Genomic DNA, 24,573 nt, shown 5'->3' on the forward strand with positions numbered 1-24,573 from the left:
AAACCGAATTTGCTAACGAAAACTTACCCGCCACCGGAATTCGAATATCCATCTAACATACTGATATTGCTTAATTATCAGAAACATCGGCGCTGCCGCCTTTTAGCCTGATCAGCGGGCGTTTTCCGGCGACTGTGCCTGCCCTGCAACAGCATTTGGGCAGGAAACGTCTATAGTCCGGGCATCAGATGACACGGACTTCAGTGCGCTCGCGCCTGCTACCAAGGTTGGGGATTTTATCATGAAGAAGATTTTGCTGGCTCTGACCGCGGTTGCGGCGATGACCGGTTCGGCCTCGGCGGCCGACCTTGCTGCCCGTCCCTACGTGAAGGCCCCGGTTGCGGCTCCCGTCGCCAACTGGACCGGCTTCTACATCTTCGGCGGCGGCGGCGGCGGCCTCTCGGCTTCCGACCAACACGTTCAGACCACGGTCGGCGCGATTCCGCTGACCATCGACCAGCGCCAGGGTGGCTCGGGCTGGTTCGGCACCGTCGGTCTCGGCTACGACTGGCAGTTCAGCGGCACCTGGGTCGCCGGCGTGTTCGCTGACGGTCAGTTCGGCAGCATCCGCGCCACCGTGCAGGATCCGACCCTCGGCATCACTGGCAACCAGAAGCTGGAAGACTCTTGGGCCGCTGGTGTTCGCCTCGGCTGGCTGGTCGCCCCGAACGTTCTCTCCTACGTCAACGGCGGTTACTCCGGCGCTCACTTCGGCCAGACCAACTTCATGACCCTGGCTGGCGTTCCCGCCGGTGTCCATCTCAACAGCTACAACCGCAACGGCTGGTTCATCGGCGGCGGCGTCGAGAACAACCTGAACATCTTCGGCATCTCCTCGCCCGGCTGGTTCATGAAGACCGAGTATCGTTCGGCCTTCTACAACGCCAAGACCCAGGACATCCTGACCGACGTTGGCAATCTCCAGGTCGGCAACAGCATCCGCGCCAACACCTGGAACCAGACGATCTCGACTTCGCTGGTCTACCGCTTCAACTGGACCGGTCCGGTCGTCGCCAAGTACTGAGCGACCAAGTCCTGATCCGAACGCAAGTTCAGACGTCAAAGCCCCGGCATTGTCCGGGGCTTTTTCGTTTTTGACGGTGGCCTTCCGCTCGCTGTTGGACGGCGATGTCGTGTGGCGCCGTGAAATGGCGCCACAATACACCCCCAGTCTTGTCGCCCCGTTCAATCAATTTCAGATTGTGTCCCTCCGGTTACAGCCATAAGCACGTTGGCGACATACGGTTCCCGCACAGACGGAATCGAACGGGCGTTCAAAAGGGCTGAACTGGAAATGCGGAATAACATCAAGACGATCGTACTCGCGTTGACGACGGTCACGGCGATGACGGGCGCGGCTTCGGCCGCTGATCTGGGGGCTCGCCCCTACACCAAGGCTCCGATTGCCGCCGCACCGGTGGTGAACTGGACCGGCTGCTACATCGGCGCCGGCGGCGGCGGTGCCATGACCAACAACGACCATAACGAGACCTACGGTCCCACAACGTTCTCGCCCATTGCGAGCAACGCCAGTGTCACATCGGGTGCACGGGGATGGTTCGGCACGGTGCAGGTAGGGTGCGATTACCAGCTTCAGAACTGGGTGGTTGGCGCGTTCGCAGACTATGACTTCATGGACGTGAAAGGCGATATCGGCATCGACGGTATTCTCGTCCCGCGCTCGACCGGAAGCCAGAAGCAGGATCAGCAGTGGGCCGTCGGCGCCCGTGCAGGCTATCTCATCGCCCCGCAATTGCTGACCTACGTGTCGGCCGGTTACACGCAAGCGCACTGGAAGAGCACCGCTCTGACCTCTCTCGCCTTTCCTGGGGGAACCGCAAGCCTGGGTGGAGCGACCAAAGGGGGCTGGTTCATCGGCGCAGGCGACGAATACGCTCTGACGGGCTTCCTGCCCGGCCTGTTCTGGAAGACCGAGTATCGTTATTCCGAATTCGACCGCGCCGATGTGGTCATCAACTATACCGGCTTTGGCGGCCCGGCCACCGGCTTTGGCGAGACCCAGAAATTCCGCGAGCACAGCGTTCGCAGCGAGCTCGTCTATCGCTTCAACTGGGGCGCTCCGCTGGTCGCGAAGTACTGATCGCAGCCAACGTCTCGAATGTCAAAGCCCCGGCATCGCCCGGGGCTTTTTCGTTGTGGGGTGCTTTAGCGCACGACGCTCGCCTTCGGCGTCCCATACGCGCCGGCGAGCCGGGCCTCGATCGCGGCCGAGTCGGCATCGGTGATCGCCTCACTCCGTGCATCGCGAAAGGCCATGGCTTCCGCCCGGGGGATGCCGAATCGCCCCGTGCGAATGCTTGCGCACGGACATGCGTCCTCCTTCAGCCTTGCAGCCGCGGCCCATTGTATCCGAACCGAAGCTACGGCTAGTCTGGCCTAAGTTTTCGTGACTGCGGCGATCTTTGATGCCGTGGACCGCGACAGAAGTAGACCGACGGGAGGAATGCATGCGCAGATTTCTGCTTGTAGCAGGCCTGTTCGCGCTCGCCGTCGGGCTGCTCTGGATCGGACAGGGCACAGGGACGGTGCCCTGGCCGCGATCGAGCTTCATGGTCAACCAGTTGCAATGGGCCGGCTATGGCGCAGCCATGGCCGGCTTCGGGCTGGTGCTGATCTGGCAGAGCAACCAATAGAAGAAACCAGGGAATACAGCATGACATCCAACCGGTTCGATCTTCGCGGCAAGGTCGCGATCGTCACAGGCGGCAATGGCGGCATCGGGCTTGGCCTCGCGCACGGACTTGCCGACGCAGGCGCCAATATCGCCGTGGTCGGACGCAACGAAACCAAGTCGGCCGCAGCCGTTGCCGACCTCAAGCAGCGCGGCGTGAAGGCGATTGCGGTCGCCACCGACGTAACCGACAAGGCGGCAGTCGCCGCCATGATCGATCGCGTCGTCAAGGAATTCGGCCGCATCGACATTCTCATCAACAATGCCGGCATGAGCATCCGCAAGCCGCCGCACGAGCTCGAGCTCGACGAGTGGAACAAGGTGATCGACACCAACCTCACCAGCGCCTTCGTGTGCTCTAAGCTGGCCTATCCGGCGCTGAAGGCGTCCGGCAACGGCAAGGTGATCAATATCGGCTCGATGATGTCGATCTTCGGCGCGAGCTTTGCGACGGCCTATGCGGCGAGCAAGGGCGGCATCGTGCAGTACACACGCGCCTGCGCCAATGCCTGGGCACCCGACAACATCCAGGTCAACGCCATCCTGCCGGGCTGGATCGACACCGACCTCACCCGCGGCGCGCGGCAGCAGGTGGCGGGATTGCACGAGCGGGTTCTGGCACGCACGCCTGCAGGCCGCTGGGGCGACATCGATGACTTCGCGGGCATCGCGGTGTTCCTCGCCTCGCCGGCGTCCAATTTCGTCACGGGCACCGCGATCCCGGTCGATGGCGGGTTCTCGGTGATGGCCTGAGACGCGCGCTCGCTGCACGCAAAAAAGAAGCCCCGGCATTGCCGGGGCTTTGAATTTGGCAGAGATCGTCTTCTTTTGCTGATTGGTCGTTCGTTGCTCAGTAGCGCGCGATGACCGGCGCATCGAACTTGTAGCTCGCGCGCACGACGGCCCACTGGATGTCGCGCGGCTTGGCATCGAAGGTGTAGTTACCGGAGGTGCCGCCGAGCTGATAGGTCTGGCTGCCGAAGGCAGCGTAATTGTATTCGAGGCCGACGATCCAGTTGCGGGTGACGCCGTACTCCCAGCCGGCGCCGACGGTCCAGCCATTGGCCCAGTGCGTCTGACCGCCCGAGCCCGTGGACGGGTTCGCGACGTTGTCGACTACCGACAGGCGATTGTTCACGCCGGCATAGCCGCCCTTGATGTAGAAGAGATTGTTCTGCACGGCGAAGCCGGCGCGGCCGACCACGGTCGCGAGCACGTTGGCGCGCCAGGAGAACACGTCGTCACCCGCGCCGAACGCGGTGTTCGTGAACGAGCCCTTGTTGTCGAGGCCGGAGATCGTGCCCTCCATGCCGAACACGTAGTTGTTGGCCTGCCAGTTGTAGCCGATCTGGGCGCCGCCCATGATGCCCGCGCCACGCTGGCGATAGCCCTGCCCCGGAACGAGATCGCCGAACGGCGTACCGATTCCGTTGTTGATGAACTGCTCGTTGGTCCATGCGCCACCGATGTGGCCGCCGACATAGAAGCCGGTCCAGTTGAACAGCGGCTCGACATAGGCGGGCGCCTTCGTGTAACGCGCACCGAGATCGGCGGCGGACGCAGCGCCGGTCGAAACCAGAGCGGTCGTGCAGGCGAAGGCAGCAATCAATTTGTTACGCATGGTACACCCCGTGTCCTTTGATGGGCGCACGCTCACACGCAACCCTTACTCAAATTTGAATCAAGAAAGTTAAGACGCCGGATTGGCAAATTGCGGCTCGTGAATCCGTCGGCGCTGTTGCACGCACGCAACGCGCCGCGCGCGATTTAACGCGACATTAGCCCTACCGAATTCGTCGCCTACGATGCCGGTGCCGCTTTCGACTGCACATGCTCGGGCCGCACACCGAGCGCGATCAGCCGCGCCGGAATGCCTTGCAGCCAAGGCAGCGCTGTGATGAGGCGCACGATCAGCGGCACCTTCAGCGGCCGGTCGCCGCCCTGCAGGGCGCCGCTGATGATGTTGTTCTGCACGACCACCTGCATCGCTTGCGTCATTCTCACCGGGAATTCGCGCCGGCGGCGCACGGCGTCGAGCTCATCCTCGGACGGGCAGCCGCGCTGAAGCTTGTCCGCGACAAGGTTCGCGGTCGCGACCGCATCCTGCACGGCGAGATTGACGCCGACGCCGCCGACCGGCGACATCGCGTGCGCGGCATCGCCGATGAGAAGCAGGCCCGGCCGCGTCCAGCGCTTGAGGCGATTGATCGCGACGGTGAGCAGCTTGACGTCGTCGAAGCTCTTCACGTCGGCGATGCCGGACCGAAGGACCGGCGCCATGCGCACGACCTCGTCGAGCAGCGCCGGCAATCCCCTCGCCTTCACCGCCTCGTATTGCCCCTTGGCAATGACATAGGCGCATTGCCAGTAGTCGCCGCGGTCGAAGGTGATCATCATCTTGCCGGGCCCGATGCGCGCAAACAGGTTCTCGGTCTCGTCCGCCTTGCGGCCAGCGCGGAACCACAGCACGTCCATCGGCGCGCCGATCTCCTCGACCTCGAGGCCGGCGCGCTCGCGCACCGTCGAATGCCGGCCGTCGCAGGCAATGGTGAGATCGGCCTCGATGTCGATGGCGCCGTCCGGCGTCTTCGCCCGCACGCCGGCGATGGTGTCGCCTTGGCGGATCAGATCGACGGCTTCGGTGTTCATCATCACCTTGAGCGAGGCGAAGCGCCGGCCCTCTTCGCGCAGGAAATTCAGGAAGTCCCATTGCGGCATGAAGGCGATGAACGGGTACTTGGTGTGCAGCCGGCTGAGATCGGCGATCCGCACCGGCGTGCCGCCGAACAGCCCATCCATCTTCTGCAAGCGTTGATGCGGCAGCTTCAGGAAGCCGTCGATCAGGCCCAGCTCATCCATCACCTGAAGCGTCGAGGGATGCACGGTGTCGCCGCGAAAGTCGCGGAAGAAGTCCGCGTGCTTCTCCAGCACCACGACGTCGATGCCGGCACGCCCGAGGAGATAGCCGAGCATCATGCCGGCGGGCCCACCGCCGACGACACAGCACCGGACTTTTACGGAGGAACTCGGGTTCAAGGCCGCCCTCATTTACGACTTAAGTTTTCTGTGCGGTGCAGCAAGCAGGTTTAATTTGCCGCAGCTGTGAATGCCCATTAGCGTTGCAGCAAAGTTCGATTTCTTTCAGGAAATTGCAGTGCAGACGATCCTTATACTGCTCGGCGTGTGGATCTTGATCAACGTGCTATTCGTCGTGATCATGATCCCGCCGCGTAAGCCGCGGAACCCCGACCCGGGCCCAACCGGCACGCTTGCGACGGTGCCCATCAACCAGAACGGCTATCCGTTCGAAGAGCAGGAGAAGCTCCTGCTGCGCCACGTCGTCATTTCGATCGCGATGGGCGCGTTCTTCTCGCTGGCGCCGCCGTTGATGGAGGCCGTTGAGTCCATCAAGCGCCTGTTCAGAAAGCGGCGCGCGTAGCGGACGCGCGCTCGACGCCTTCCGCCTGCATCATCAATTGTTGCTGCGGTTCGCCGTGCGAAAGCTCTTGATCTCCGAGACGCTGCCGTCGCGATAGGTCAGCTCCACCGAGACGAACTGCGTGGCCGAGGCGAGCTTCATGTAGAGCGGCATGCCGGCGGAGATCGCGCTGGGGTCGCGCATGTCGCAATTCGGCATCTTCAGCACCTGATTGGGCACGGCGGTATCGATGCCGATGCGCACCTCGCGGATCGCGCAGCGATACGAGACGAGATGCGTGTAATAGACCAGCAGCCCGTTGAACTCGCGGAACGACAGCCAGCTCGTCGCGGTCATGTCCAGTATCTTGCGCTGGTCGCGGATCAGCGCTGCCTCGGGATCGAATTTGATCGGGAACGGCCCCTGCATGTCGCCGGACTGATCGACATAGCGGACCTCGATGGTGCCGGCCTGTGCGTCAGGCGGCAGCTCGATCGACGGGTTCGGCATCCGCTTGCGCGTGCGCGGATCGAGCGTGTCGATGAATCCGGTCTCGCGGAAATCGCCCTTGCCTGCCATGCGCCAGGAAATGCCGAGCGTCGGATCGGCAAAGGAGAACACCACGCTCCAACCGCCGTTATGGCGGGAGAAGCTCGCGATCGGCGCGTTGGTGGTCTCCTCCTTCGGCAGGCGCGGCACCGACACCGGCGGCAGCGCCGCCACCTTCTGCGGCGGCGGATCGGCGGGACGCGCGGCAGCATCCTTCGTGGTGCCGCTGAGGAACACGTCGTCAACCATCTGGTCGAAATAAACAGGCACCTGTCTGTGCTTCACGGTATCGGCCATTTCGCTGACGAGGCGGCGGGTGCGTTGTGCCACCTGAACCAGGTTCTCGCCGGGCTGCAGCAGCTCCCTGGCGAAGGTGCGCGTGAACACCGAATTGGGATTGGCGTCGTCATTGGACAGGCGATCGAGCGCGGTCTGGCGGGGACCGGCCGAGAACACCGAGAACACGCCTTCGGGCAGCTGGACCATCGGCGCGAGCCCGCCGCCGCCGGCGACCGCGCGCGTGCCCGATCGTTCGAACGGATTGTTGCGGCAGGCGTCGAACACCAGGATCGAGGTCCGCGCCTTCTTGTTCTGGAGACGCTCGACGATGCGGTCGGCCAGGATCGAGGCGTCGCGCACCAGCTCTTCCTGTCCTTCCGTCGCCGCCGGCACGTCGGTCGGCAGCAGATAGTTCTGGCCCGCGATCTCGAAACCGTGGCCGGCGTAGAAGAAGAACGCGGTGTCGCCCGGCTCGATCGCCTTGTCGAAGGCGAGGAGCGTCTCGGAAAATGCCAGCCGATTCTGGTTCTCGGCCAGCATCACGGTGAAGCCGAGTTGCCGCAGCGTGTCGCCCATGGTGCGGGCGTCGTTGACGGCCTTGAGCAGCTTCGGGACGTTCCTGTAATCGTTGTTGCCGACGACCAGCGCGACGCGCTTCTCGGCGTACGCAGGCAGCGCGATGCCGCAAGCGCCCGCCACGAGGCTGAGAGCCGCCAGAATTCTGAAAAGCCGACGCGTCATCGAAAACATCCCGTTAGAAGCGGCCTCGTTGATCGGAACCCCAGCCGTTGCTGTGATAGTCGGCCCAGCCGCAGCGACGGTTCAACAGCCGCGTCTTCGGTTCCATCGTATGGCCTATGGCAGATTCCATCGGAATCTGCTTTTTCTTAGTTTTCCCGGGCAATCGTACCGGACGCGAGGGGTGCCGTGTATCGCTGGTGTACCGACGAGGTCGAGCCGCATGACCGCTTCGATTATTGGCGCGAAGTCCGGTCCAAGGGCCTGTTCGGCGTCACCGCCGAGCTCGAGCGCGAGCGACGCGCGGACTTCTACGGCGAATTCTCGCTGCGCCAGCTCGGCGGCGCCGGCCTCGTCGAGCTGAAGGCCTCGCACTACACGGTCGAGCGCAGCACCTCCGACATCGCCCACGCGCCCAGCGACAGCATCTGCGTCTACCAGCAGCTCGGCAGCGGCGGCTGGTTCGGCGGCATGCGCGGCAGCGATTTTTCGATCGCCAATGGCAGCTTCGCCACCAGCCATACCGACCTGCCCTATCGTACCGTCCCGCTCGGGGACGGCGGCTTCCACCTGCGGATCCTGAAGATCCCCGTCAGCAGCATCCCGGCGCAGGACAAGCGCATGCGCGATCTGTCGGCCCGGACGTTCAACGATCCCGGCCTGACGCCCCTGCTCGGGGCGTGCTTTGCCGACCTCGAAGAGGCTGCCGCAGCTGACCACGGGGCCGACGGCGCCCAGGCCTCCCAAGCCTCCTTGGTTCAAGCCCTGGCGCATCTGGCACTGATCGAGCGCGGCATCGTGCGGCCGGGCAGCCGGCTCGGACAGGCTGCCCTGCGGACAGCCCGCCTGTCGCAGGCGCGGCGCCTGATCGCGCGCCACCTGCAAAACCCCGATCTCGCTCCGGCAATGGTGGCCGATCTGCTCGGCGTGTCCCTGCGGCACCTGCACATGCTGTTCGAGGCCGCCGAGAAGAGCTTTTCGCAGACCGTGACCGACGAGCGGCTCAAGCAGAGCCGCCGCCTGATGCGCGAGGCCCCGGACCGGCTGATCGCCGACATCGCGACCGCCTGCGGCTTCGAGAGTCTGGCGACCTATTACCGGGTCTTCAACGCCGCCTACGGCATGGCCCCCGGAGACTTCCGGGCCCAGGGTTCCCAGGGGCCTTCGCCCGCCCCCCGGTGACCGCCCACCCGGCTTAGGGGCGAGGCGGAAAATCCCAGCCAAGCCCGAAATTTGGTAAAAAGCTAAGGGTTTTTAGGGCCTTCCCGCGCCTGCTCCATTGACTTTGGCCAATTCCCGCCTATGTTCCGGGTCGACGCGGCTCAGATCGAAGAGCGATTCCTGGGCCTTGCGCTTTGTTCGCGTGAGTCAGCACCCCCAGCTTCTTTGAGAGCGCGCCGTTTCGGGGTGGAACGCGACCAGCCTTATTACCCTCGATTCCGAACGGCGGTTTCGACCAGAGGCTCAATGTCCTTTTCAAATCTCGGACTGTCCGAAAAAGTCCTCGCCGCAGTGGCGGCCACCGGTTACACCAACCCCACCCCCATTCAGGAACAGGCGATCCCCCACGTCCTCGCACGCAAGGACGTTCTCGGCATCGCCCAGACCGGCACCGGCAAGACCGCGGCCTTCGTGCTGCCGATGCTCACCATCCTCGAAAAGGGCAGAGCCCGGGCGCGCATGCCGCGCACGCTGATCCTGGAGCCGACCCGCGAGCTCGCGGCGCAGGTGAAGGAAAACTTCGACCGCTACGGCGCCGGCCAGAAACTCAACGTCGCCCTCCTGATCGGCGGCGTCTCCTTCGGCGACCAGGACGCCAAGCTGATGCGCGGCGTCGACGTGCTGATCGCCACCCCGGGCCGCCTGCTCGACCATACCGAGCGCGGCGGCCTGCTGCTCACCGGCGTCGAGCTGCTCGTCATCGACGAAGCCGACCGCATGCTGGACATGGGTTTCATCCCCGACATCGAGCGCATCTGCAAGCTCGTCCCCTTCACCCGGCAGACCCTGTTCTTCACCGCGACCATGCCGCCGGAAATCCGGCGCATCACCGAAGCCTTCCTGCACAATCCGCAGAAGGTCGAGGTCTCCCGCCCCGCCACCACCGCCGTGACCGTGACGCAGGCCCAGGTGCCCGCCGGACGCGAGGCGCACGAAAAGCGCGAATTGCTGCGCCGCCTGCTGCGCGAGGCCAAGGATCTCAAGAACGCGATCATCTTCTGCAATCGCAAGCGCGAGGTCGCGATCGTTCACAAATCGCTTCAGAAGCACGGCTTCAGCGTCGGCGCCCTCCACGGCGACATGGACCAGCCGGCCCGCATGGCCGCGCTCGACCAGTTCCGCAAGGGTGAGCTGCCGCTCCTCGTCGCCTCCGACGTTGCCGCCCGCGGCCTCGACATTCCCGAGGTCAGCCACGTCTTCAATTTCGACGTCCCCCATCACGCCGACGACTACGTCCACCGCATCGGCCGCACCGGCCGCGCCGGCCGCACCGGCACCGCGATCTCGATCGTGACGCCGCTCGACCAGAAGTCGATGGCCGCGATCGAGAAGCTGATCGGCCAGAGCATTCCGCGCGCCGAAGGCGACTACGAAGTCCACGCCGAAGCCGGCGATGCGGCCGAGCGTCCGCGCGAGCAGCGCGGCCGTGAGCGGTCGCGCGGCGGACGCGGCAAGCCGCAACGCGGCGAGCGGCGCGGTCACGACCGTGAGCGCAGCCACGAGCCGCGCGAAGCGCGTGGCGAGGCACGGCCCGCCGCCGAGGCGAGGCCTGCACGCGAGGCAAGGCCCCCGCGCGAACCCAGGCAATCATCCGAGCCGCGCCATGGCGCGCGGGCCCAGGCCAACAATTCACACGTGCCGTCGATAGGCCGTCCCGAGCCGCGCCGCCAGCGTGAGGTCGACACAGAGCCGGGCGATCACTCGCACCTGCCGGCGTTCCTGTTGCGGCCGGTTCGTTCCCCCGCCGGCGCCTGAAGCGCGACGCGCTTCAGGCCGGTTGAGACAGACTGCCGCACAATTTTTCAGACGCATTCGTGAACGTATATTTACGGGGCGTTCACGATCGTCCGTTAGCCTACGAACATAATTTAAGCATTACTGCGGTCGAGGGCGCACCGACCGCTGTGGGGTATGTTCCGTGGTCAAGGTTCTCGACGAACACGAACGCACGATGGCGTTCGCCGAAGTGGCACTCGGTCAGATCCGCTCGCTCCGCCAAACCGCAATCCCCCGCAATTACGAGATCTGGTACGTCTACGCCACGGGCTACAACGCACCGCTCAACAAGATCGTCAACGAGACGCTGGCCCGCCACGGCAAGCTGACCGAAGCCGATCTCGAGCAGATCTACGAGACCTATCTCTCCCACATCAAGACCACCGACCGCATCGACAAGGTCGGCGCGCGCGTCATCGGCGAGATCGACGACGTGATGCGGGTGCTCAGCGACGCGCTCGGGATGGCCGGCTCCTACGATGCCAGCCTGTCGGGCGCGTCCGAGAAACTCTCGTCGGCCAAGAGCCGTGAGCAGATCAAGGCGATCGTCGAGTCGCTGATGCGCTCGACCAACGAGATGCGCGAGACCAACAAGGCGCTGGAAGATCGCCTCACACTGTCCAAGACCGAGATCAGCAATCTCCAGCAGAGCCTCGAGGCGATCCGCGCCGAGAGCCTGACCGACCCGCTCACGGGCCTCGGCAACCGCAAATATTTCGATCGCATGATCGGCATGGCCGTGCAGAACGCGCTCGCCTCGGGCGAGCCGCTGTCGCTGCTGCTGTTCGACATCGACCACTTCAAGTCGTTCAACGATTCCTATGGCCATCTCACCGGCGACCAGGTGCTGCGGCTCGTCGGGCTGTCGCTGAAGCAGACCATCAAGGGCCAGGACATCACCGCGCGCTACGGCGGCGAGGAGTTCGCGGTGGTGCTGCCCAACACCGCGCTGCGCCAGGCCCTCACCGTCGCCGATCACATCCGCCGCGCGGTGATGGCGAAGGAGTTGAAGAAGAAGTCGACCGGCGAGATTCTCGGCCGCGTCACCATCTCGGTCGGCGTCTCCATGCTCAAGCAGGGCGACGACACCGACGCGCTGATCGAGCGTGCGGACGCCTGCCTCTACGCCGCCAAGCGCAACGGCCGCAACCGCGTGATCTGCGAAGCCGATCCGGAATTCGCGGTCGAGAGCCACAGCCGGGTGGCGTGAGGCTTTCATCAACTGCCGTAGGGTGGGCAAAGGCGCATAGCGCCGTGCCCACCAGCAATGCTTCCGACGGCTCCATGTCCGTTGGTGGGCACGCTTCGCTTTGCCCACCCTACGGCACCGTCGCTTGACTTCTTCGGTGGCAAACAACATTTGACGCGACAACATTGGCCGCCTGCACCCGAGCCCGCAAAGGACTTGTCGTCGTGCCCAATCCCCATGATTTTCACACGCCGCAACCGTCCTACAGCAAGGACGACCTGCTGAGGTCGAGCGAAGGCGGCTATTTCGGCCCCGGCAATGCGCAATTGCCGGCACCGCCGATGCTGATGATGGACCGCATCACCGAGATCAGCCTCGACGGCGGCGAGTTCGGTAAAGGCCATATCGTCGGCGAACTCGATATCGCGCCCGGCCACTGGTTCTTCGATTGCCATTATCTCGGCGACGCGATGATGCCGCCCTCTCTGGGGCTCGACGCCATGTGGCAGATGATCGGCTATTGGCTCGGCTGGTCAGGCTCGCCGGGCAAGGGCCGCGCCATCGGCGTCGGCGACGTGGAGTGCACGGGCGAAATCACACCAAACGCAAAACGCGTGCGCTACGAGGTCGCCATGCGCATGGTCCGGCGCGGCAAGCTGGTGCTCGGGATCGCCGACGGCCGCGTGCTTGCGGACGGCGTCTGCGTCTTCACCGCCAAGGACATGAGGGTCGGCCTGACAAAGGCCGCGGACTAGTTCTCAGGTCCCGTAGGGTGGGCAAAGGCGCATCGCGCCGTGCCCACGACTTCTCGCGATGACAATCCTAATCGTGGGCACGCTTCCGCCTTCGCTCTGCGAGCTCCGACGGACGAGCCGCTTTGCCCACCCTACCGCACCGTCTTCTTGGCTGCCTTGTGGGCCGACCGCTTCTTCGCTGCGGCTTTCTTTGGCGCGACCTTCTTCGCAGGCTTCTTCGCCGCCGCCTTCTTCGCCTTCGGCCGCTTCTTCACCTTGGCGCGCTGCGCGGCGGCGAGCGCCGCCCTCGCCCATTGTGCCAGCTCTGCGGAATCGTCGAACAGGCGCGCCGGCAGTTCCCAGTAGGAGTTGACCACCACGGTCTTGGCGCGGGTCGAATACTGGAACGGCTTTGAGCCTTCGGCCTCGAAGTCCGGGATGGTCACCTCGTCGGCGCGCAAGAACAGGCCGGCACGTAGAGACAGAGCAAAGTTGGTGCCGTCGGCGGAGATGCCGTAGCCGGAGAACATCTTTCGGATGGTGACGGGGCCGAAATCGGCGAACAGGTCGATCAGGAATTCACGGTCCATGGGCACGCTCTCTCGTGCCCCGGACGCAGCGCAGCGTGCAACGGTGCGCTGCTGAGCCGGGGCCCAGCCTTTGCACCGATGACTATAGCGTGGGTCCCGGCTCTGCGCAGCAGCGCAAGGGCGCTGCAGCGCGTCCGGGACACGAGGGTATTGGGAAGAAACTACCCGTCGATCTTGGCCGGCCGCAGCTCGACCGACTCGCCGCAGCCGCAGGCGGAGACCTGGTTGGGATTGTTGAAGACGAACTGGGCCTGCATCTTGTCGGCCTTGTAGTCCATCTCGGTGCCGAGCAGGAACAGCACGGCCTTGGGATCGACCAGGATCTTGACGCCCTTGTCCTCGACGACCTCGTCGGTCGGGCGGATCTCGTGGGCGTATTCGACCGTGTAGGACTGACCGGCGCAGCCGCCGTTCTTCACGCCGACGCGCAAGCCCACGATCTCCGAGTCCGCACGTTGGGTCAGCTCGGTGATGCGCTGGGCGGCGGCATCCGTCAGCCGCATCACCTGCGGGCGCGGCCGCCGGGGTTTTGGTGAGGATGCTGGTGTTGCCTGGGTCATATTATTTATGTGGTCCGTTCCAGAACGAATTCAATGCGCGTTGAGACCGTCACCACATGTTGAGCACGAGGCGGGCCTCGTCGCTCATGCGCTCGGGCGACCACGGCGGTTCCCAGACCACCTTGACGTCGACCACGCCGACGCCGGGGACGCTGGCGACCGCGTTCTCGACCATGGTCGGCAGCTCGCCGGCGGCCGGACAGTTCGGCGTCGTCAGCGTCATCTGGACATCGACGGAGCGGTCGTCCTTGATCTCGACCTTGTAGATCAGGCCGAGCTCGTAGATGTCGGCGGGGATTTCCGGGTCGAACACGGTCTTGAGTCCGGCGATGATCTCGCGGGTCAGCCGCTCGGTCTCCTCCGGCGGCAACGCCGAATGGGTCTCCATCGGATTGGCTTTGATTTCGGCCGTGTCACTCATGCGAACAAATCCCGCGCCTTCAGCAGCGCCTGTGCCAGATGATCGACTTCTTCCCGCGTATTATACATGCCGAACGAAGCCCGGCACGTCGCGGTCACGTTGAACCGCTCTAAAAGCGGCATCACGCAATGCGTGCCGGCGCGCACCGCGATGCCCTGGCGGTCGATCACGGTGGCGACGTCGTGGGCATGGGCGCCCTTGAGCTCGAAGGAGATCACCGGGCCCTTGCCGCGCGCCGTGCCGATCAGCCGCAGCGAGTTGATCTCGCGCAAGCGATCCTGGGCATAGGTGGTGAGATCGTGCTCGTGCGCTGCGATGCGCTCCTTGCCGATCGAATTGACGTAGTCGATCGCGGCACCAAGGCCGACCGCCTCGACGATCGCGGGCGTGCCCGCCTCGAATTTGTGCGGGGGATCGCCATAGGTGACGACCTCGCGCGAGACCTCGCGGATCATCTCGCCGCCGCCGTTGAAGGGGCGCATCGCGACGAGGTGGTCGTACTTGGCCCAGAGCACGCCGATGCCGGTCGGACCATAAACCTTGTGGCCGGTGAAGACGTAGAAGTCGCAGCCGATGTCCTGGACGTCGACTGGCAGATGCACCGCGCCCTGGCTGCCGTCGACCAGCACGGGGATGCCGCGGGCATGCGCGATTTTGACGACGTCCTTGACCGGCACGATGGTGCCGAGCGCGTTCGACATCTGCGTGATCGCGACCAGCTTGGTCTTCGATGTCAGCAGCTTCTCGAACTCGTCGATGAGGAAATTGCCCTCGTCGTCGACCGGCGCCCACTTGATCACCGCACCCTGGCGCTCCCTGAGGAAATGCCACGGCACGATGTTGGAGTGGTGCTCCATGATCGAGATGACGATCTCGTCGCCGTCCTTGATATTCGGCCCGCCCCAGGACGAGGCCACCAGATTGATCGCCTCGGTCGCGTTGCGGGTGAAGATCACTTCCTCGGTACGGGCAGCATTGATGAACTGCGCGACTTTGGTGCGGCCGCCCTCATAGGCTTCGGTCGCGGCATTGGCGAGGTAGTGCAGGCCGCGATGCACGTTGGCGTATTCGGACTGATAAGCCTGCGTCATACGCTCGAGCACGGCGCTCGGCTTCTGCGCGGAGGCGGCGTTGTCGAGATAGACCAGCTTCTTGCCGTAGACCTGCATGGCGAGCGCCGGAAAGTCCTGGCGCACGCGCGCAACGTCATAGGCGCCGTTCTTGACTGCCGGATGCGTGCTCATGACCGACGCTCCAGCCAACGCTCGGCGATGCCGATCACGTGCTCGCGCAAACCGTCATCGGCGATCTGCTCGATCGCCTCGCCCACGAAGGCCTGGATCAGCAGCGCCTGGGCCTGCTTCTCCGGCAGGCCGCGCGCCTTCAGATAGAACAAGAGGCTGTCGTCCAGCGCGCCGGCGGTGGCGCCGTGGCCGCAGGAGACGTCGTCGGCAAAGATTTCCAGCTCGGGCTTGTTGTCGGCCTCGGCCTCGTCCGAGAGCAGCAGCGCACGCGTCATCATCTTGCCGTCGGTCTTCTGCGCGTCGGGGCGGACGATGATGCGGCCCTGGAACACCGAATGGGCGCGATCGTCGATCACGGCGCGGAAGACCTCGCGGCTGACGCAGTTCGGCACGGCGTGGTCGACGACCAGCGTGGTGTCGCCATGCTCGGTCTTCTGCAGCAGGTTGACGCCGTTGGCCAAGAGCTCGCTGCCCTCGCCCGAGAGCATAATGAAGCCTTGCAGGCGACTGACCGCCGCACCGGTCGTCATGTTGAAGAAGTTGAGCTTCACATTGGCGCCGACGGTGACGAATTGCGACGAGACGTTCACCGCGTCGGGCGCATCGTCCATCAGGCGGATATGCGCGATATCGGCGTCGTCACCGACCCAGAGGACCACCGCGTCGTTGACCTGATAGCCGCCGGCCTTTCCGGCTGCGACGAAGCTCTCTACGACAGTGGCACGCACCCCTTTGCCAATCCGCAGATGCGAGCGGGTAAAGGCGGACGCACCAGCCGCGGTCGCAACATGGATGACCTGGATCGGCGCGGACAAATGGGTGCCGTCAGCCACTGAGACCACGACGCCGTCGGTCGCCATGGCCGCATTGAGCGAGATGACCGCATCGGTCGACGCAGTCTGGAGGAGGTCGCCAGCGGCGGGATTGGCCTCGTTCGCCAGGACCTCGCGCAGCGTCTTGACGCTGACCTCGGCGGCAAGCGCCTTCACGTCGGAGAGATCGGCCGCGAACACGCCGTCGACCAGCACCAGCTTGCGGGCGCCCGCGATCGCATTCGCCTTCACGGCCTCCGCGGCGCGCTTCAGCGCGGCTGCATCGGGGCTGGCTGCCAGCGGCAACACCTCGCCGACCAGCGCGCGCAGATCGGTGTATTTCCATTCCTCGATCCGGCGGTGCGGCAGGCCGAGACGCTCATAGGTCTCGAACGCCTCGCGGCGCACTGCTGCCACGGCCGGCGAACCCGGCAGGCGGCCTTCAGCGCTGGCGAAGAGATCGCTCACCGCGCGGCCGTTCCCGGTCTTTGCCACTGCAACGTTCATCGCAAAATTCCTTACGCGGCATCCTCGAACTGGGCGTAGCCGGACGCTTCCAGCTCCAGCGCCAGATCCTTGCCGCCGCTCTTCACGACGCGGCCCTTCGACATCACGTGCACAAAATCAGGCACGATGTAGTTCAGCAGCCGCTGATAGTGGGTGATGACGACCATCGCGCGCCCCGGCGAGCGCAGCGCGTTGACGCCGTCGGCTGCAATGCGCAGCGCGTCGATGTCGAGGCCGGAATCCATCTCGTCGAGGATGCACAGGCTGGGCTCGAACAGCGCCATCTGCAGCACCTCGTTGCGCTTCTTCTCGCCGCCGGAGAAGCCGACATTGACGCCGCGCTTGAGCATGTCCTGCGGGATGTTCAGCGACTTCGAGACTTCGCGGACCTTCTTCAGGAAGTCCGGCGTCGAATATTCGCTCTCGCCGCGCGCCTTGCGCTGCGCGTTCAGCGCGGTGCGCAGGAAGGTCATGGTGGCGACGCCGGGAATCTCGACCGGATACTGGAACGCCAGGAACACGCCCTTGGCGGCGCGCTCGTCCGGGTCCATCTCCAGGAGGTCCTCACCCTTGAACAGGATCTGGCCATCGGTGACCTCATAGCCGGGCTTGCCGGCGATGACGTGCGAGAGCGTCGACTTGCCGGAGCCGTTCGGCCCCATGATCGCGTGCACCTCGCCCTCGTTTACGGTCAGCGTCAGCCCGTGGAGGATCTCACGCTCCTCGACACGAACCTTCAGGTCTTTCACTTCAAGCAAAGCCATCTTGGTATCCAGTCTATTCAATTGATGTTGGAGCGCCGGAGCGCGCCGCGAGGGCCAGCGATCAGCCGACCGACCCTTCAAGCGAGATCGAGATCAGCTTCTGCGCTTCCACCGCGAATTCCATCGGCAGTTGCTGCAGCACGTCCTTGACGAAGCCGTTGACGACGAGGCCGACAGCTTCTTCCTGGCTGAGGCCGCGCTGGATGCAGTAGAACAGCACGTCCTCGGAGATCTTCGAGGTCGTCGCCTCGTGCTCGAACGTCGCGGACGAGTTCTTGGCCTCGATGTACGGCACGGTGTGCGCGCCGCATTTGTCGCCGATCAGCAGCGAGTCGCAGGCGGTGAAGTTGCGCGCGCCGGTGGCTTTCCGGTGCGCCGTGACGAGACCGCGATAGGTGTTCTGCGACTTGCCGGCGGCGATGCCCTTGGAGATGATGCGGCTCGACGTGTTCTTGCCGAGATGGATCATCTTGGTGCCGCTATCGACCTGCTGGAAGCCGTTCGAGATCGCGATCGAGTAGAACTCGCCGCGCGAGTTGTCGCCGCGGAGAATGCAGCTCGGATATTTCCAGGTGATCGCTGAACCGGTCTCGACCTGGGTCCAGGAGATCTTGGAGTTGGCGCCGCGGCAGTCGCCACGCTTGGTGACGAAATTGTAGATGCCGCCCTTGCCTTCCGAATTGCCCGGGTACCAGTTCTGCACCGTCGAATATTTGATCTCGGCGTCATCGAGCGCGACGAGCTCGACCACGGCGGCGTGCAGCTGATTCTCGTCGCGCTGCGGCGCGGTGCAGCCTTCGAGATAGGAGACGTAGGAGCCCTTGTCGGCGATGATCAGCGTACGCTCGAACTGGCCGGTGTTGCGCTCGTTGATGCGAAAATAGGTCGACAGCTCCATCGGACAGCGCACGCCCGGCGGCACGTAGACGAACGAGCCGTCGGAGAACACCGCCGAGTTCAGCGTCGCATAGAAATTGTCCGAGGTCGGAACCACCGAGCCCAGATACTTCTGCACCAGCTCAGGGTGCTCGCGGATCGCCTCCGAGATCGGCATGAAGATCACGCCGGCCTTCTTCAGCTCGGCCTTGAACGTGGTCGCAACCGAGACCGAATCGAAGACGGCATCGACCGCGATCTTGCGGCGCGCCGGATCCTCCTCGCCGACCTTCGGCTCGACGCCTTCGAGCATGGCGACTTCCCGCAAGGGGATGCCGAGCTTCTCGTAGGTCTTCAGGATCTCGGGATCGATCTCATCGAGCGAGGTGACCGACTTTTTCGGCTTCGGCGCCGCGTAGTAATAGAGATCCTGGAAGTCGATCTTGGGATAGTCAACGCGGGCCCAGGTCGGCTCGGTCATGGTCAGCCAACGGCGATACGCCTCGAGCCGCCACTGGAGCATCCAGGCGGGTTCGTTCTTTTTCTGCGAGATGAATTTTACGATCTCTTCCGACAGCCCCTTGGGGGCCTTCTCGGAGTCGATCAGGGTCTCAAACCCATAACGATACTGGTCGACGTCGATGCGCTTCACGCGCTCGACCGTCTCTTGTACGGCTGGCATTCCATCCTCCGCTCGCGGTTTCAAGGACCGCGGTGGATCAAACTCGGACGAGTATTACGATGTTTCTGGGCGGAAAGCACGTGCTTAGAACCGTTCAAGCCGTGTTTCGTCACCTTATCCCTTAAGTAGGGTATTACCGAGCTTTCGCCAAGCCTCTAACGCCCTATTGATATCCTCGGGTTCCGTGGACCAGCCCAGACTGAGGCGCACTGCTCCCTGCGCCGTCGCGGGGTCGTACCCCATGGCCGACAGCACGTGGGACGGCTGGACCTTGCCCGAGGAGCAGGCCGAGCCGGAAGACACCGCGACCCCTTCGAGGTCGAAGCCGATCACGGCGGTCTCGGCCTTGAGACCGGTCGCGGTGAACAAAGTGGTATTCGGCAACCGCGCCACGTCGCCCGAGAAAACCGTCGCCCCGGCGATCGCCCCGATGCCGTTTTCCAAGCGATCTCTGAGGGTTGCCATCCGCTCCGCATCCTCCGGCAGAGCCTGAAGCGCGGCCTTCACGGCAGCGCCGAAGCCGGCGATACCCGCGACATTCTCGGTTCCGGCGCGGCGGCTGAGCTCCTGCCCGCCCCCTCGCAGCAACGGCTCCAGTCCTGCAATCCCCTCCGCCACGACCAGCGCGCCGACGCCCTTGGGGCCGCCGATCTTGTGCGCAGAAAAGGTCGCAAGGTCCGCGCCTACCTGGTTAATATTAAACGTGATTTTGCCGAGCGCCTGGATCGCATCGACGTGCAGGAGCCCGCCCGCCTCGTGAACGATCCGTGCCGCCTCGGCGACCGGCTGGAGCGCGCCGGTCTCATTGTTGGCCGCCATGATCGAGACCAGCGCAGGCGGTCCGTTCATGAGCTGCGACTTCAGATGGTCGAGGTCGACCACGCCGGCGCGCGTAACCTGAATCTGGCCAATCCTGTCCGCGGGGAACCGGCCGCCTGACAGCACCGAGGCGTGCTCAACGGCAGAGACCAGCAGCCGCTCGACGGGACGACCGGCCGGTCCCCGCAGTCCGGGCGACAGCGCCAGCGCATTGGCCTCGGTTCCAGCGGAGGTGAAGACGACATTGCGCGGCACCCCACCGACCGCAGCCGCGAGCGCGGCGCGGGCGTCCTCGACCAGCCGCCGCGCCTCCCGCCCTTCAGCATGCACCGAGGATGGATTGCCGACGAGATCATACGCCGCGATCATCGCAGCCCGCGCCTCGGGGCGCAGCGGCGTGGTCGCATTCCAATCGAGATAAACGCGGCTCGGCATGGCGCCCTCTTAGCACCTTTTGCCTTCGCGCCAATCGGCCCCCGGCGCGCATCAGGCCGGCTGCCGCTGCGCGATCCTGCCCGACGATCGGGCCTCCATCCGCAGCCCGAACAGCGGCCGCAGCCATGCGATCCGCCGCGCGACCTCATAGGTGACGATACAAGTGAGCGCGGTGCCCGATATCACTAGGGCGGCCTCGCTTCCGGCCGACAGGCCGCTGCCCCGCAGCGCGTGCGCGATCACAATGATCGCGGTCTGATGCACGATGTAATAGGGAAAGATCGCATCGGTGAGATAGCGGCGCACGGGACCGTCTGCCGTCATCAAATGGCGCCGCGCAAAGCCGAGCACAGCGGCCATCGCGGCCCATTGGTAACAGCCATAGACCGAGCCTGCGAACCATCTCAGCATCGGCGACCGCGGAAACAAGCCGGCATAAACGAGGATGAAGGCGGCAAAGCAAGCGACCGCCATTGCCAGCGCCACCCAGCGCTGACGCTCGATATCGCGCCAGACACTTTCCTGGCGCGCAAGCAGGAAGCCGATCAGGAACGCGGTCGCATAGTCCGCATGGTTGTACCAATCGCCGAACAGCGCATGCGTCGACGGAAAGGTCGGGAACAGAAACAGCCGCCAGGCCGCGAACAGCAGGCACGGCAGCACCAGCAGCCGCGGTCCAACGAGCACGCGCCCCAGCCTCTCACCAACCCAGTCTGCGCCAGCCGGCCACAACGCCAGCACGCCAGCCAAGGCCATTGTGTAAACCCAGAGATAAACCACGAACCAAAGGTGGTTCCAGGTCGGCTGCACGATGCAGGGAGTCGGGCAGAACTGCGCGCTGAACGCCAGGTAGTGCTGGACGTAGAAATCGGCAAAACCTTGGAGATAGGAACTTTGGGGGTAGCCGAGGCTCTCGACAATCTGGAGATAGGACTGCGGCGGCACGATCACGAGCATGCCGAAGGCCAGTGGGATCAAGAGCCGCGCCGATCGAGCGCGGGCGAAGGCCGCGAGCTGGTACTTTCCCAGCATGAAGCGGCTGGCGACGCCGGAGACCAGGAACAGCAGCGACAGCCGCCAGGGATTGAGGAGCAGCATCACCGGCTCGAGCCAGACCAGCCGATGCACGCTCTTGATGTGAAATCCCCAGGACACGTAGAGCATGCCGACATGGTAGAAGATCAGGAGCCCGAAGGCTAAAATCCGCACCCAATCCAGGTCGATGCGTCGTTCCTGGGCTGCAAATTGCTGCGGTGTTGACATGGTTCTCTGCTCCCTGACGGCACGACAAACCCGGTTTTCGGGCCATGGCTGAGAGCCAAAATGCTCCTGATACGGAGCGCGTCGAGACGGCTTGGGATCAGGACCGGGCGCGCGGGGACGAGGCGTCGGCCGCTGGGACGAGCGGTTGGCGCGGCGTGATCAGTCGTGGCGACTGGACGATGTTCGGAGCGATCGCGGCGGTTGCGCTCGCCATTGGAATCGTCAATGCGCTCTCCGGCGCGCAGGACGCCGCCTGGCGCGGCGACCGCTCCGATGTCGGCCGGCGGCTGTTCTGGGAGCTGTCGAGCATCATCGTCATCCTGCTGCTGGTGCCAATCCTGATTTTGGCCGTCCGGCGCATGCGGCATACACCAAGCCTGGTAGCACGTGCTGGAATCGGGGCGATCGCCCTGCTCGGCTTCTCCGCCATCCACATCGCCGGCATGGTGTGGATCCGGAAACTGGCGCTCTGGCTCGCGGGAAGTGCCTACGACTTCCATTTCTCGCTCGCGACGGTCCTGTACGAGTTCCGCAAGGATGCCGTGACCGTTATCCTGCTTGGCGCCACGCTATGGCTGATCGAAAGCCGGCGCGAGTTCAGGAAGGCCGCACTCGCGGCCGCATCCATGCAGGCCGCTCCGCCGGAGCACCCCTCCTCCGATCTGATCTGGCTTCGGGACGGTACAAGCCGCATTCGCGTCGCCCCTCGCGACATCCTGTGGGTCGCCTCCGCCGGCAACTACATCGAATACAGCCTCGCCGACGGAACGCAGCACCTGATCCGCGGCACGCTTGCGGCGACCGAAAGCGATCTGGCCCGCTTCGCCATCGTGCGCGTTCACCGAACCAGGCTTGCCAATCTGGGCCGGGTGAGCGGTGTGGAGTTCAAGCCGTCAGGAGATTTCGAGCTCACATTCGACAACGGGCAGACGCTTGGCGGCAGCCGCCGCTACCGCCCCTCGGTCGCCGCGCTCGGAGGCCGCACCGCCCCTGCGTGAATCATTCCCGCGCCATCAACCGATAAAGCGTCGTTGTTTCAAATGGTTACGGCACAGCATACGCGCCGGGCAGCGGCGAGCGAGCCGGCACGTGACACCGGAATGACCCGCTAAGGTCTTGAGCACATTGAGAGATGTCGAAGATGCTTGCTTTTTGCCCCTCGGCCCATGTTAGAACGCGGCCGTCAAGTCACCGCGCGCCGTTTGCGCATCACCGCGAGGCGCACGCCTTCTCACCCTTCATTCGCGCTTTCGTCGGCATCCGCCGATGAAGCCACAATCGGTTGATTGCCGAGGATCCTCGCTCAAGCACATCAATCAAGAGACCATCGATGCCTGAAGTCATTTTCGCCGGCCCCGCCGGCCGTCTCGAAGGCCGCTATCACCCGGCCAAGCAGAAGAACGCGCCGATCGCGATGATCCTGCATCCGCATCCGCAGTTCCACGGCACGATGAACCATCAGATCGTGTACCAGTGCTACTACGCCTTCGCCCATCGCGGCTTCTCGGTGCTGCGCTTCAATTTCCGCGGCGTCGGTCGCAGCCAGGGCTCGTTCGACCACGGCACCGGCGAATTGTCGGATGCGGCGGCCGCGCTCGACTGGGCGCAGACCATCAACCCCGAGGCGCGCGCCTGCTGGGTCGCCGGCTTCTCCTTCGGCGCCTGGATCGGCATGCAGCTGCTGATGCGCCGTCCCGAGGTCGAGGGCTTCATCTCGATCGCGCCGCCGGCCAATCTCTACGACTTCTCGTTCCTTGCGCCCTGCCCGTCCTCTGGGCTCATCGTGCATGGCGAGAAGGACGCGGTGGTGCCGCCGAAGGACGTCAACACGCTGGTCGAGAAGCTGAAGACGCAGAAGGGCATCGTGATCGACCAGCAGGTCATCCCCGGCGCCAACCACTTCTTCGACGCCAAGCTCGAGCCGCTGATGGAAACCATCACGGCGTATCTGGACATGCGCTTGGCGAACGTGCGCTAAGCCAGCTTCAGTGCGACGATTCCCATCAAGACGAGCGCGATGCCGGCAAGCTTCATCGCGCTCAAGGTCTCGCCGAACAGCACGACGCCCATGACGAAGGTGCCGGCAGCTCCAATGCCGGTCCACACCGAATAGGCGACGCCGACCTCGAGCACCTTCAGCGCCCGTCCGAGCAGGAAGACGAAGGCCGCGAGCAGCATCAGCGAGACGATGCTCCAGCCTACACGCGTGTAGCCCTCAGCGTATTTCATCGAGATCGCCCAGCCGACATCGAGCGCGCCGGCGACCACCAGCATCAGCCAGGCCAAGGATTGCGACATGACGTACGCTCAGGCCGCGAGCTTGAGCAGATGCGCGTCGTGGCGAACGAGGAAGGCGCGCAGCAATTGCGGATAGTCCGCGCCGACCGCGGTGCTCACGCTCGGGCGTTTCGCGAGCGCTGTCCGCCACGCCCGCACCTTCGGCACATCGCGGAAGATGCCGTGCTCGGTCAGTTCGTCGAACAGGTCGAAATAGCGGAAGATCGGTGCGAACACGGCATCGACCAGGCTGAACGCCTCGCCCGCGAAATAAGGCCCAGCGCCAAACGCCGCTTCGACACGCGCGAATTTTGCCGCAAGCGCCTGGCGCTTGCTGTCGAACGTCGCCGGATCGGTCGTCGTCTCCAGTCCCCAGACATCGCCGAGGATCGCCGAGCCGAACTCCATCCAGGCACGGTGCTCCGCCCGTCTCAAGGCATCCTCCGGATGCAGCTTCGCACCGGCTTGCGTCTCCGCGATGTATTCGCAGATCACGTTGCTCTCGAACAGCGCGACCTCGCCCTGCTCCGTCGTCACGACCAGCACCGGCACCTTGCCGAGCGGCGACAGTTTGAGAAACCAGTCGGGTTTGTTGGCGAGATCGATGTCGACCCGCTCGAACGGCACGCCCTTCTCTTTCAGCGCGATCACGGCACGCTGCACATAAGGGCAAAGCTTGTGGCTGATGAGTTTCAGTGAAGCGGTCATGGCGGCGATCCCGGCGGTT

General features: G+C 64.4%; 25 protein-coding genes. 11 read left to right on the plus strand and 14 right to left on the minus strand.

Features of this window, described 5'->3' with window-relative positions:
• The first annotated feature begins 241 nt into the window (after window positions 1–241).
• From XH79_RS11685 to XH79_RS11700, 4 genes are all read left to right on the plus strand, one after another.
• Entirely contained in the window at window positions 242–1,024 is a 783-nt protein-coding gene (locus XH79_RS11685) for an outer membrane protein (protein WP_212336856.1), read from the plus strand.
• Window positions 1,025–1,294: 270 nt separating this feature from the next.
• On the plus strand, window positions 1,295–2,101 hold the full coding sequence (locus XH79_RS11690) for an outer membrane protein (RefSeq protein ID WP_271581752.1): 807 nt from the start codon (window positions 1,295–1,297) through the stop codon (window positions 2,099–2,101).
• Window positions 2,102–2,468: 367 nt separating this feature from the next.
• On the plus strand, window positions 2,469–2,654 hold the full coding sequence (locus XH79_RS11695) for a hypothetical protein (RefSeq protein ID WP_027557870.1): 186 nt from the start codon (window positions 2,469–2,471) through the stop codon (window positions 2,652–2,654).
• 20 nt (window positions 2,655–2,674) lie between these two features.
• A complete protein-coding gene (locus tag XH79_RS11700; RefSeq protein WP_271581753.1) occupies window positions 2,675–3,445 on the plus strand; it encodes an SDR family NAD(P)-dependent oxidoreductase in 771 nt (256 codons plus the stop codon).
• Window positions 3,446–3,542: 97 nt separating this feature from the next.
• Here XH79_RS11700 and XH79_RS11705 read toward each other — a convergent pair whose 3' ends face one another.
• Both XH79_RS11705 and XH79_RS11710 read right to left on the minus strand, forming a co-directional pair.
• The gene (locus XH79_RS11705) at window positions 3,543–4,313 is read right to left on the minus strand and encodes an outer membrane protein (RefSeq protein ID WP_271581754.1); all 771 of its coding nucleotides are present in this window, start codon (window positions 4,311–4,313) and stop codon (window positions 3,543–3,545) included.
• A 179-nt stretch (window positions 4,314–4,492) separates the two neighbouring features.
• Window positions 4,493–5,740: an FAD-dependent oxidoreductase gene (locus tag XH79_RS11710; protein WP_442869947.1), complete on the minus strand. Its 1,248-nt coding sequence runs from the start codon at window positions 5,738–5,740 to the stop codon at window positions 4,493–4,495.
• A 106-nt stretch (window positions 5,741–5,846) separates the two neighbouring features.
• Between XH79_RS11710 and XH79_RS11715 the strand changes: the two genes are divergently transcribed.
• Window positions 5,847–6,131: a hypothetical protein gene (locus XH79_RS11715; protein ID WP_271581756.1), complete on the plus strand. Its 285-nt coding sequence runs from the start codon at window positions 5,847–5,849 to the stop codon at window positions 6,129–6,131.
• Window positions 6,132–6,164: 33 nt separating this feature from the next.
• On the opposite strand, the gene XH79_RS11720 is transcribed toward XH79_RS11715, so the two are convergent.
• A complete protein-coding gene (locus XH79_RS11720; RefSeq protein WP_271581757.1) occupies window positions 6,165–7,679 on the minus strand; it encodes a caspase family protein in 1,515 nt (504 codons plus the stop codon).
• A 186-nt stretch (window positions 7,680–7,865) separates the two neighbouring features.
• Here XH79_RS11720 and XH79_RS11725 point away from each other — a divergent pair, with 186 nt between their 5' ends.
• The 4 genes from XH79_RS11725 (at window position 7,866) to fabA (ending at window position 12,617) form a co-directional block, all read left to right on the plus strand.
• Window positions 7,866–8,858, plus strand: a complete 993-nt coding sequence (locus XH79_RS11725) for a helix-turn-helix transcriptional regulator (protein ID WP_271581758.1) — start codon at window positions 7,866–7,868, stop codon at window positions 8,856–8,858.
• Window positions 8,859–9,143: 285 nt separating this feature from the next.
• On the plus strand, window positions 9,144–10,652 hold the full coding sequence (locus XH79_RS11730) for a DEAD/DEAH box helicase (protein WP_212336868.1): 1,509 nt from the start codon (window positions 9,144–9,146) through the stop codon (window positions 10,650–10,652).
• A gap of 163 nt (window positions 10,653–10,815) precedes the next feature.
• A complete protein-coding gene (locus tag XH79_RS11735) occupies window positions 10,816–11,883 on the plus strand; it encodes a GGDEF domain-containing protein (RefSeq protein WP_212336870.1) in 1,068 nt (355 codons plus the stop codon).
• 203 nt (window positions 11,884–12,086) lie between these two features.
• On the plus strand, window positions 12,087–12,617 hold the full coding sequence (gene fabA, locus XH79_RS11740) for a bifunctional 3-hydroxydecanoyl-ACP dehydratase/trans-2-decenoyl-ACP isomerase (RefSeq protein WP_271581759.1): 531 nt from the start codon (window positions 12,087–12,089) through the stop codon (window positions 12,615–12,617).
• A 131-nt stretch (window positions 12,618–12,748) separates the two neighbouring features.
• On the opposite strand, the gene XH79_RS11745 is transcribed toward fabA, so the two are convergent.
• The 9 genes from XH79_RS11745 to XH79_RS11785 form a co-directional block, all read right to left on the minus strand.
• Window positions 12,749–13,186, minus strand: coding sequence for a TfoX/Sxy family protein (locus XH79_RS11745; protein ID WP_271581760.1), 438 nt, complete (start codon window positions 13,184–13,186; stop codon window positions 12,749–12,751).
• A gap of 161 nt (window positions 13,187–13,347) precedes the next feature.
• Window positions 13,348–13,746, minus strand: a complete 399-nt coding sequence (locus XH79_RS11750) for a HesB/IscA family protein (RefSeq protein ID WP_026311794.1) — start codon at window positions 13,744–13,746, stop codon at window positions 13,348–13,350.
• 49 nt (window positions 13,747–13,795) lie between these two features.
• Entirely contained in the window at window positions 13,796–14,167 is a 372-nt protein-coding gene (locus tag XH79_RS11755) for an SUF system Fe-S cluster assembly protein (RefSeq protein WP_018641712.1), read from the minus strand.
• Window positions 14,164–15,411, minus strand: coding sequence for a cysteine desulfurase (locus XH79_RS11760; RefSeq protein ID WP_271581761.1), 1,248 nt, complete (start codon window positions 15,409–15,411; stop codon window positions 14,164–14,166). The genes XH79_RS11755 and XH79_RS11760 overlap by 4 nt, the downstream gene beginning before the upstream one ends.
• Window positions 15,408–16,730, minus strand: coding sequence for a Fe-S cluster assembly protein SufD (sufD, locus tag XH79_RS11765; RefSeq protein WP_271581762.1), 1,323 nt, complete (start codon window positions 16,728–16,730; stop codon window positions 15,408–15,410). The genes XH79_RS11760 and sufD overlap by 4 nt, the downstream gene beginning before the upstream one ends.
• An 11-nt stretch (window positions 16,731–16,741) precedes the next feature.
• Window positions 16,742–17,494 (minus strand): Fe-S cluster assembly ATPase SufC, encoded by a 753-nt coding sequence (gene sufC, locus XH79_RS11770; protein ID WP_018641709.1) that lies wholly within the window; start codon window positions 17,492–17,494, stop codon window positions 16,742–16,744.
• 61 nt (window positions 17,495–17,555) lie between these two features.
• Window positions 17,556–19,052 carry a Fe-S cluster assembly protein SufB gene (gene sufB / locus XH79_RS11775; protein ID WP_271581763.1) on the minus strand — a complete coding sequence of 499 codons (1,497 nt, stop codon included), beginning with the start codon at window positions 19,050–19,052 and terminating at the stop codon, window positions 17,556–17,558.
• 114 nt (window positions 19,053–19,166) lie between these two features.
• Window positions 19,167–20,306 carry a cysteine desulfurase family protein gene (locus XH79_RS11780; protein WP_271581764.1) on the minus strand — a complete coding sequence of 380 codons (1,140 nt, stop codon included), beginning with the start codon at window positions 20,304–20,306 and terminating at the stop codon, window positions 19,167–19,169.
• A 51-nt stretch (window positions 20,307–20,357) separates the two neighbouring features.
• Window positions 20,358–21,569, minus strand: a complete 1,212-nt coding sequence (locus tag XH79_RS11785) for an acyltransferase family protein (protein WP_271581765.1) — start codon at window positions 21,567–21,569, stop codon at window positions 20,358–20,360.
• A gap of 44 nt (window positions 21,570–21,613) precedes the next feature.
• Between XH79_RS11785 and XH79_RS11790 the strand changes: the two genes are divergently transcribed.
• Complete coding sequence (locus XH79_RS11790) at window positions 21,614–22,567, plus strand: LytTR family DNA-binding domain-containing protein (RefSeq protein ID WP_271581766.1); 954 nt, start codon at window positions 21,614–21,616, stop codon at window positions 22,565–22,567.
• Window positions 22,568–22,899: 332 nt separating this feature from the next.
• Window positions 22,900–23,547 (plus strand): alpha/beta hydrolase, encoded by a 648-nt coding sequence (locus XH79_RS11795; protein WP_008143006.1) that lies wholly within the window; start codon window positions 22,900–22,902, stop codon window positions 23,545–23,547.
• On the opposite strand, the gene XH79_RS11800 is transcribed toward XH79_RS11795, so the two are convergent.
• Entirely contained in the window at window positions 23,544–23,867 is a 324-nt protein-coding gene (locus XH79_RS11800) for a DMT family transporter (protein ID WP_271581767.1), read from the minus strand. The two genes, XH79_RS11795 and XH79_RS11800, sit on opposite strands and share 4 nt — an antisense overlap.
• A gap of 9 nt (window positions 23,868–23,876) precedes the next feature.
• Window positions 23,877–24,554 (minus strand): glutathione S-transferase family protein, encoded by a 678-nt coding sequence (locus XH79_RS11805; protein ID WP_271581768.1) that lies wholly within the window; start codon window positions 24,552–24,554, stop codon window positions 23,877–23,879.
• Window positions 24,555–24,573 lie beyond the last annotated feature (19 nt).

It is taken from the genome of Bradyrhizobium sp. CCBAU 45389, from assembly GCF_028128625.1.
Classification (GTDB): domain Bacteria; phylum Pseudomonadota; class Alphaproteobacteria; order Rhizobiales; family Xanthobacteraceae; genus Bradyrhizobium; species Bradyrhizobium liaoningense_B.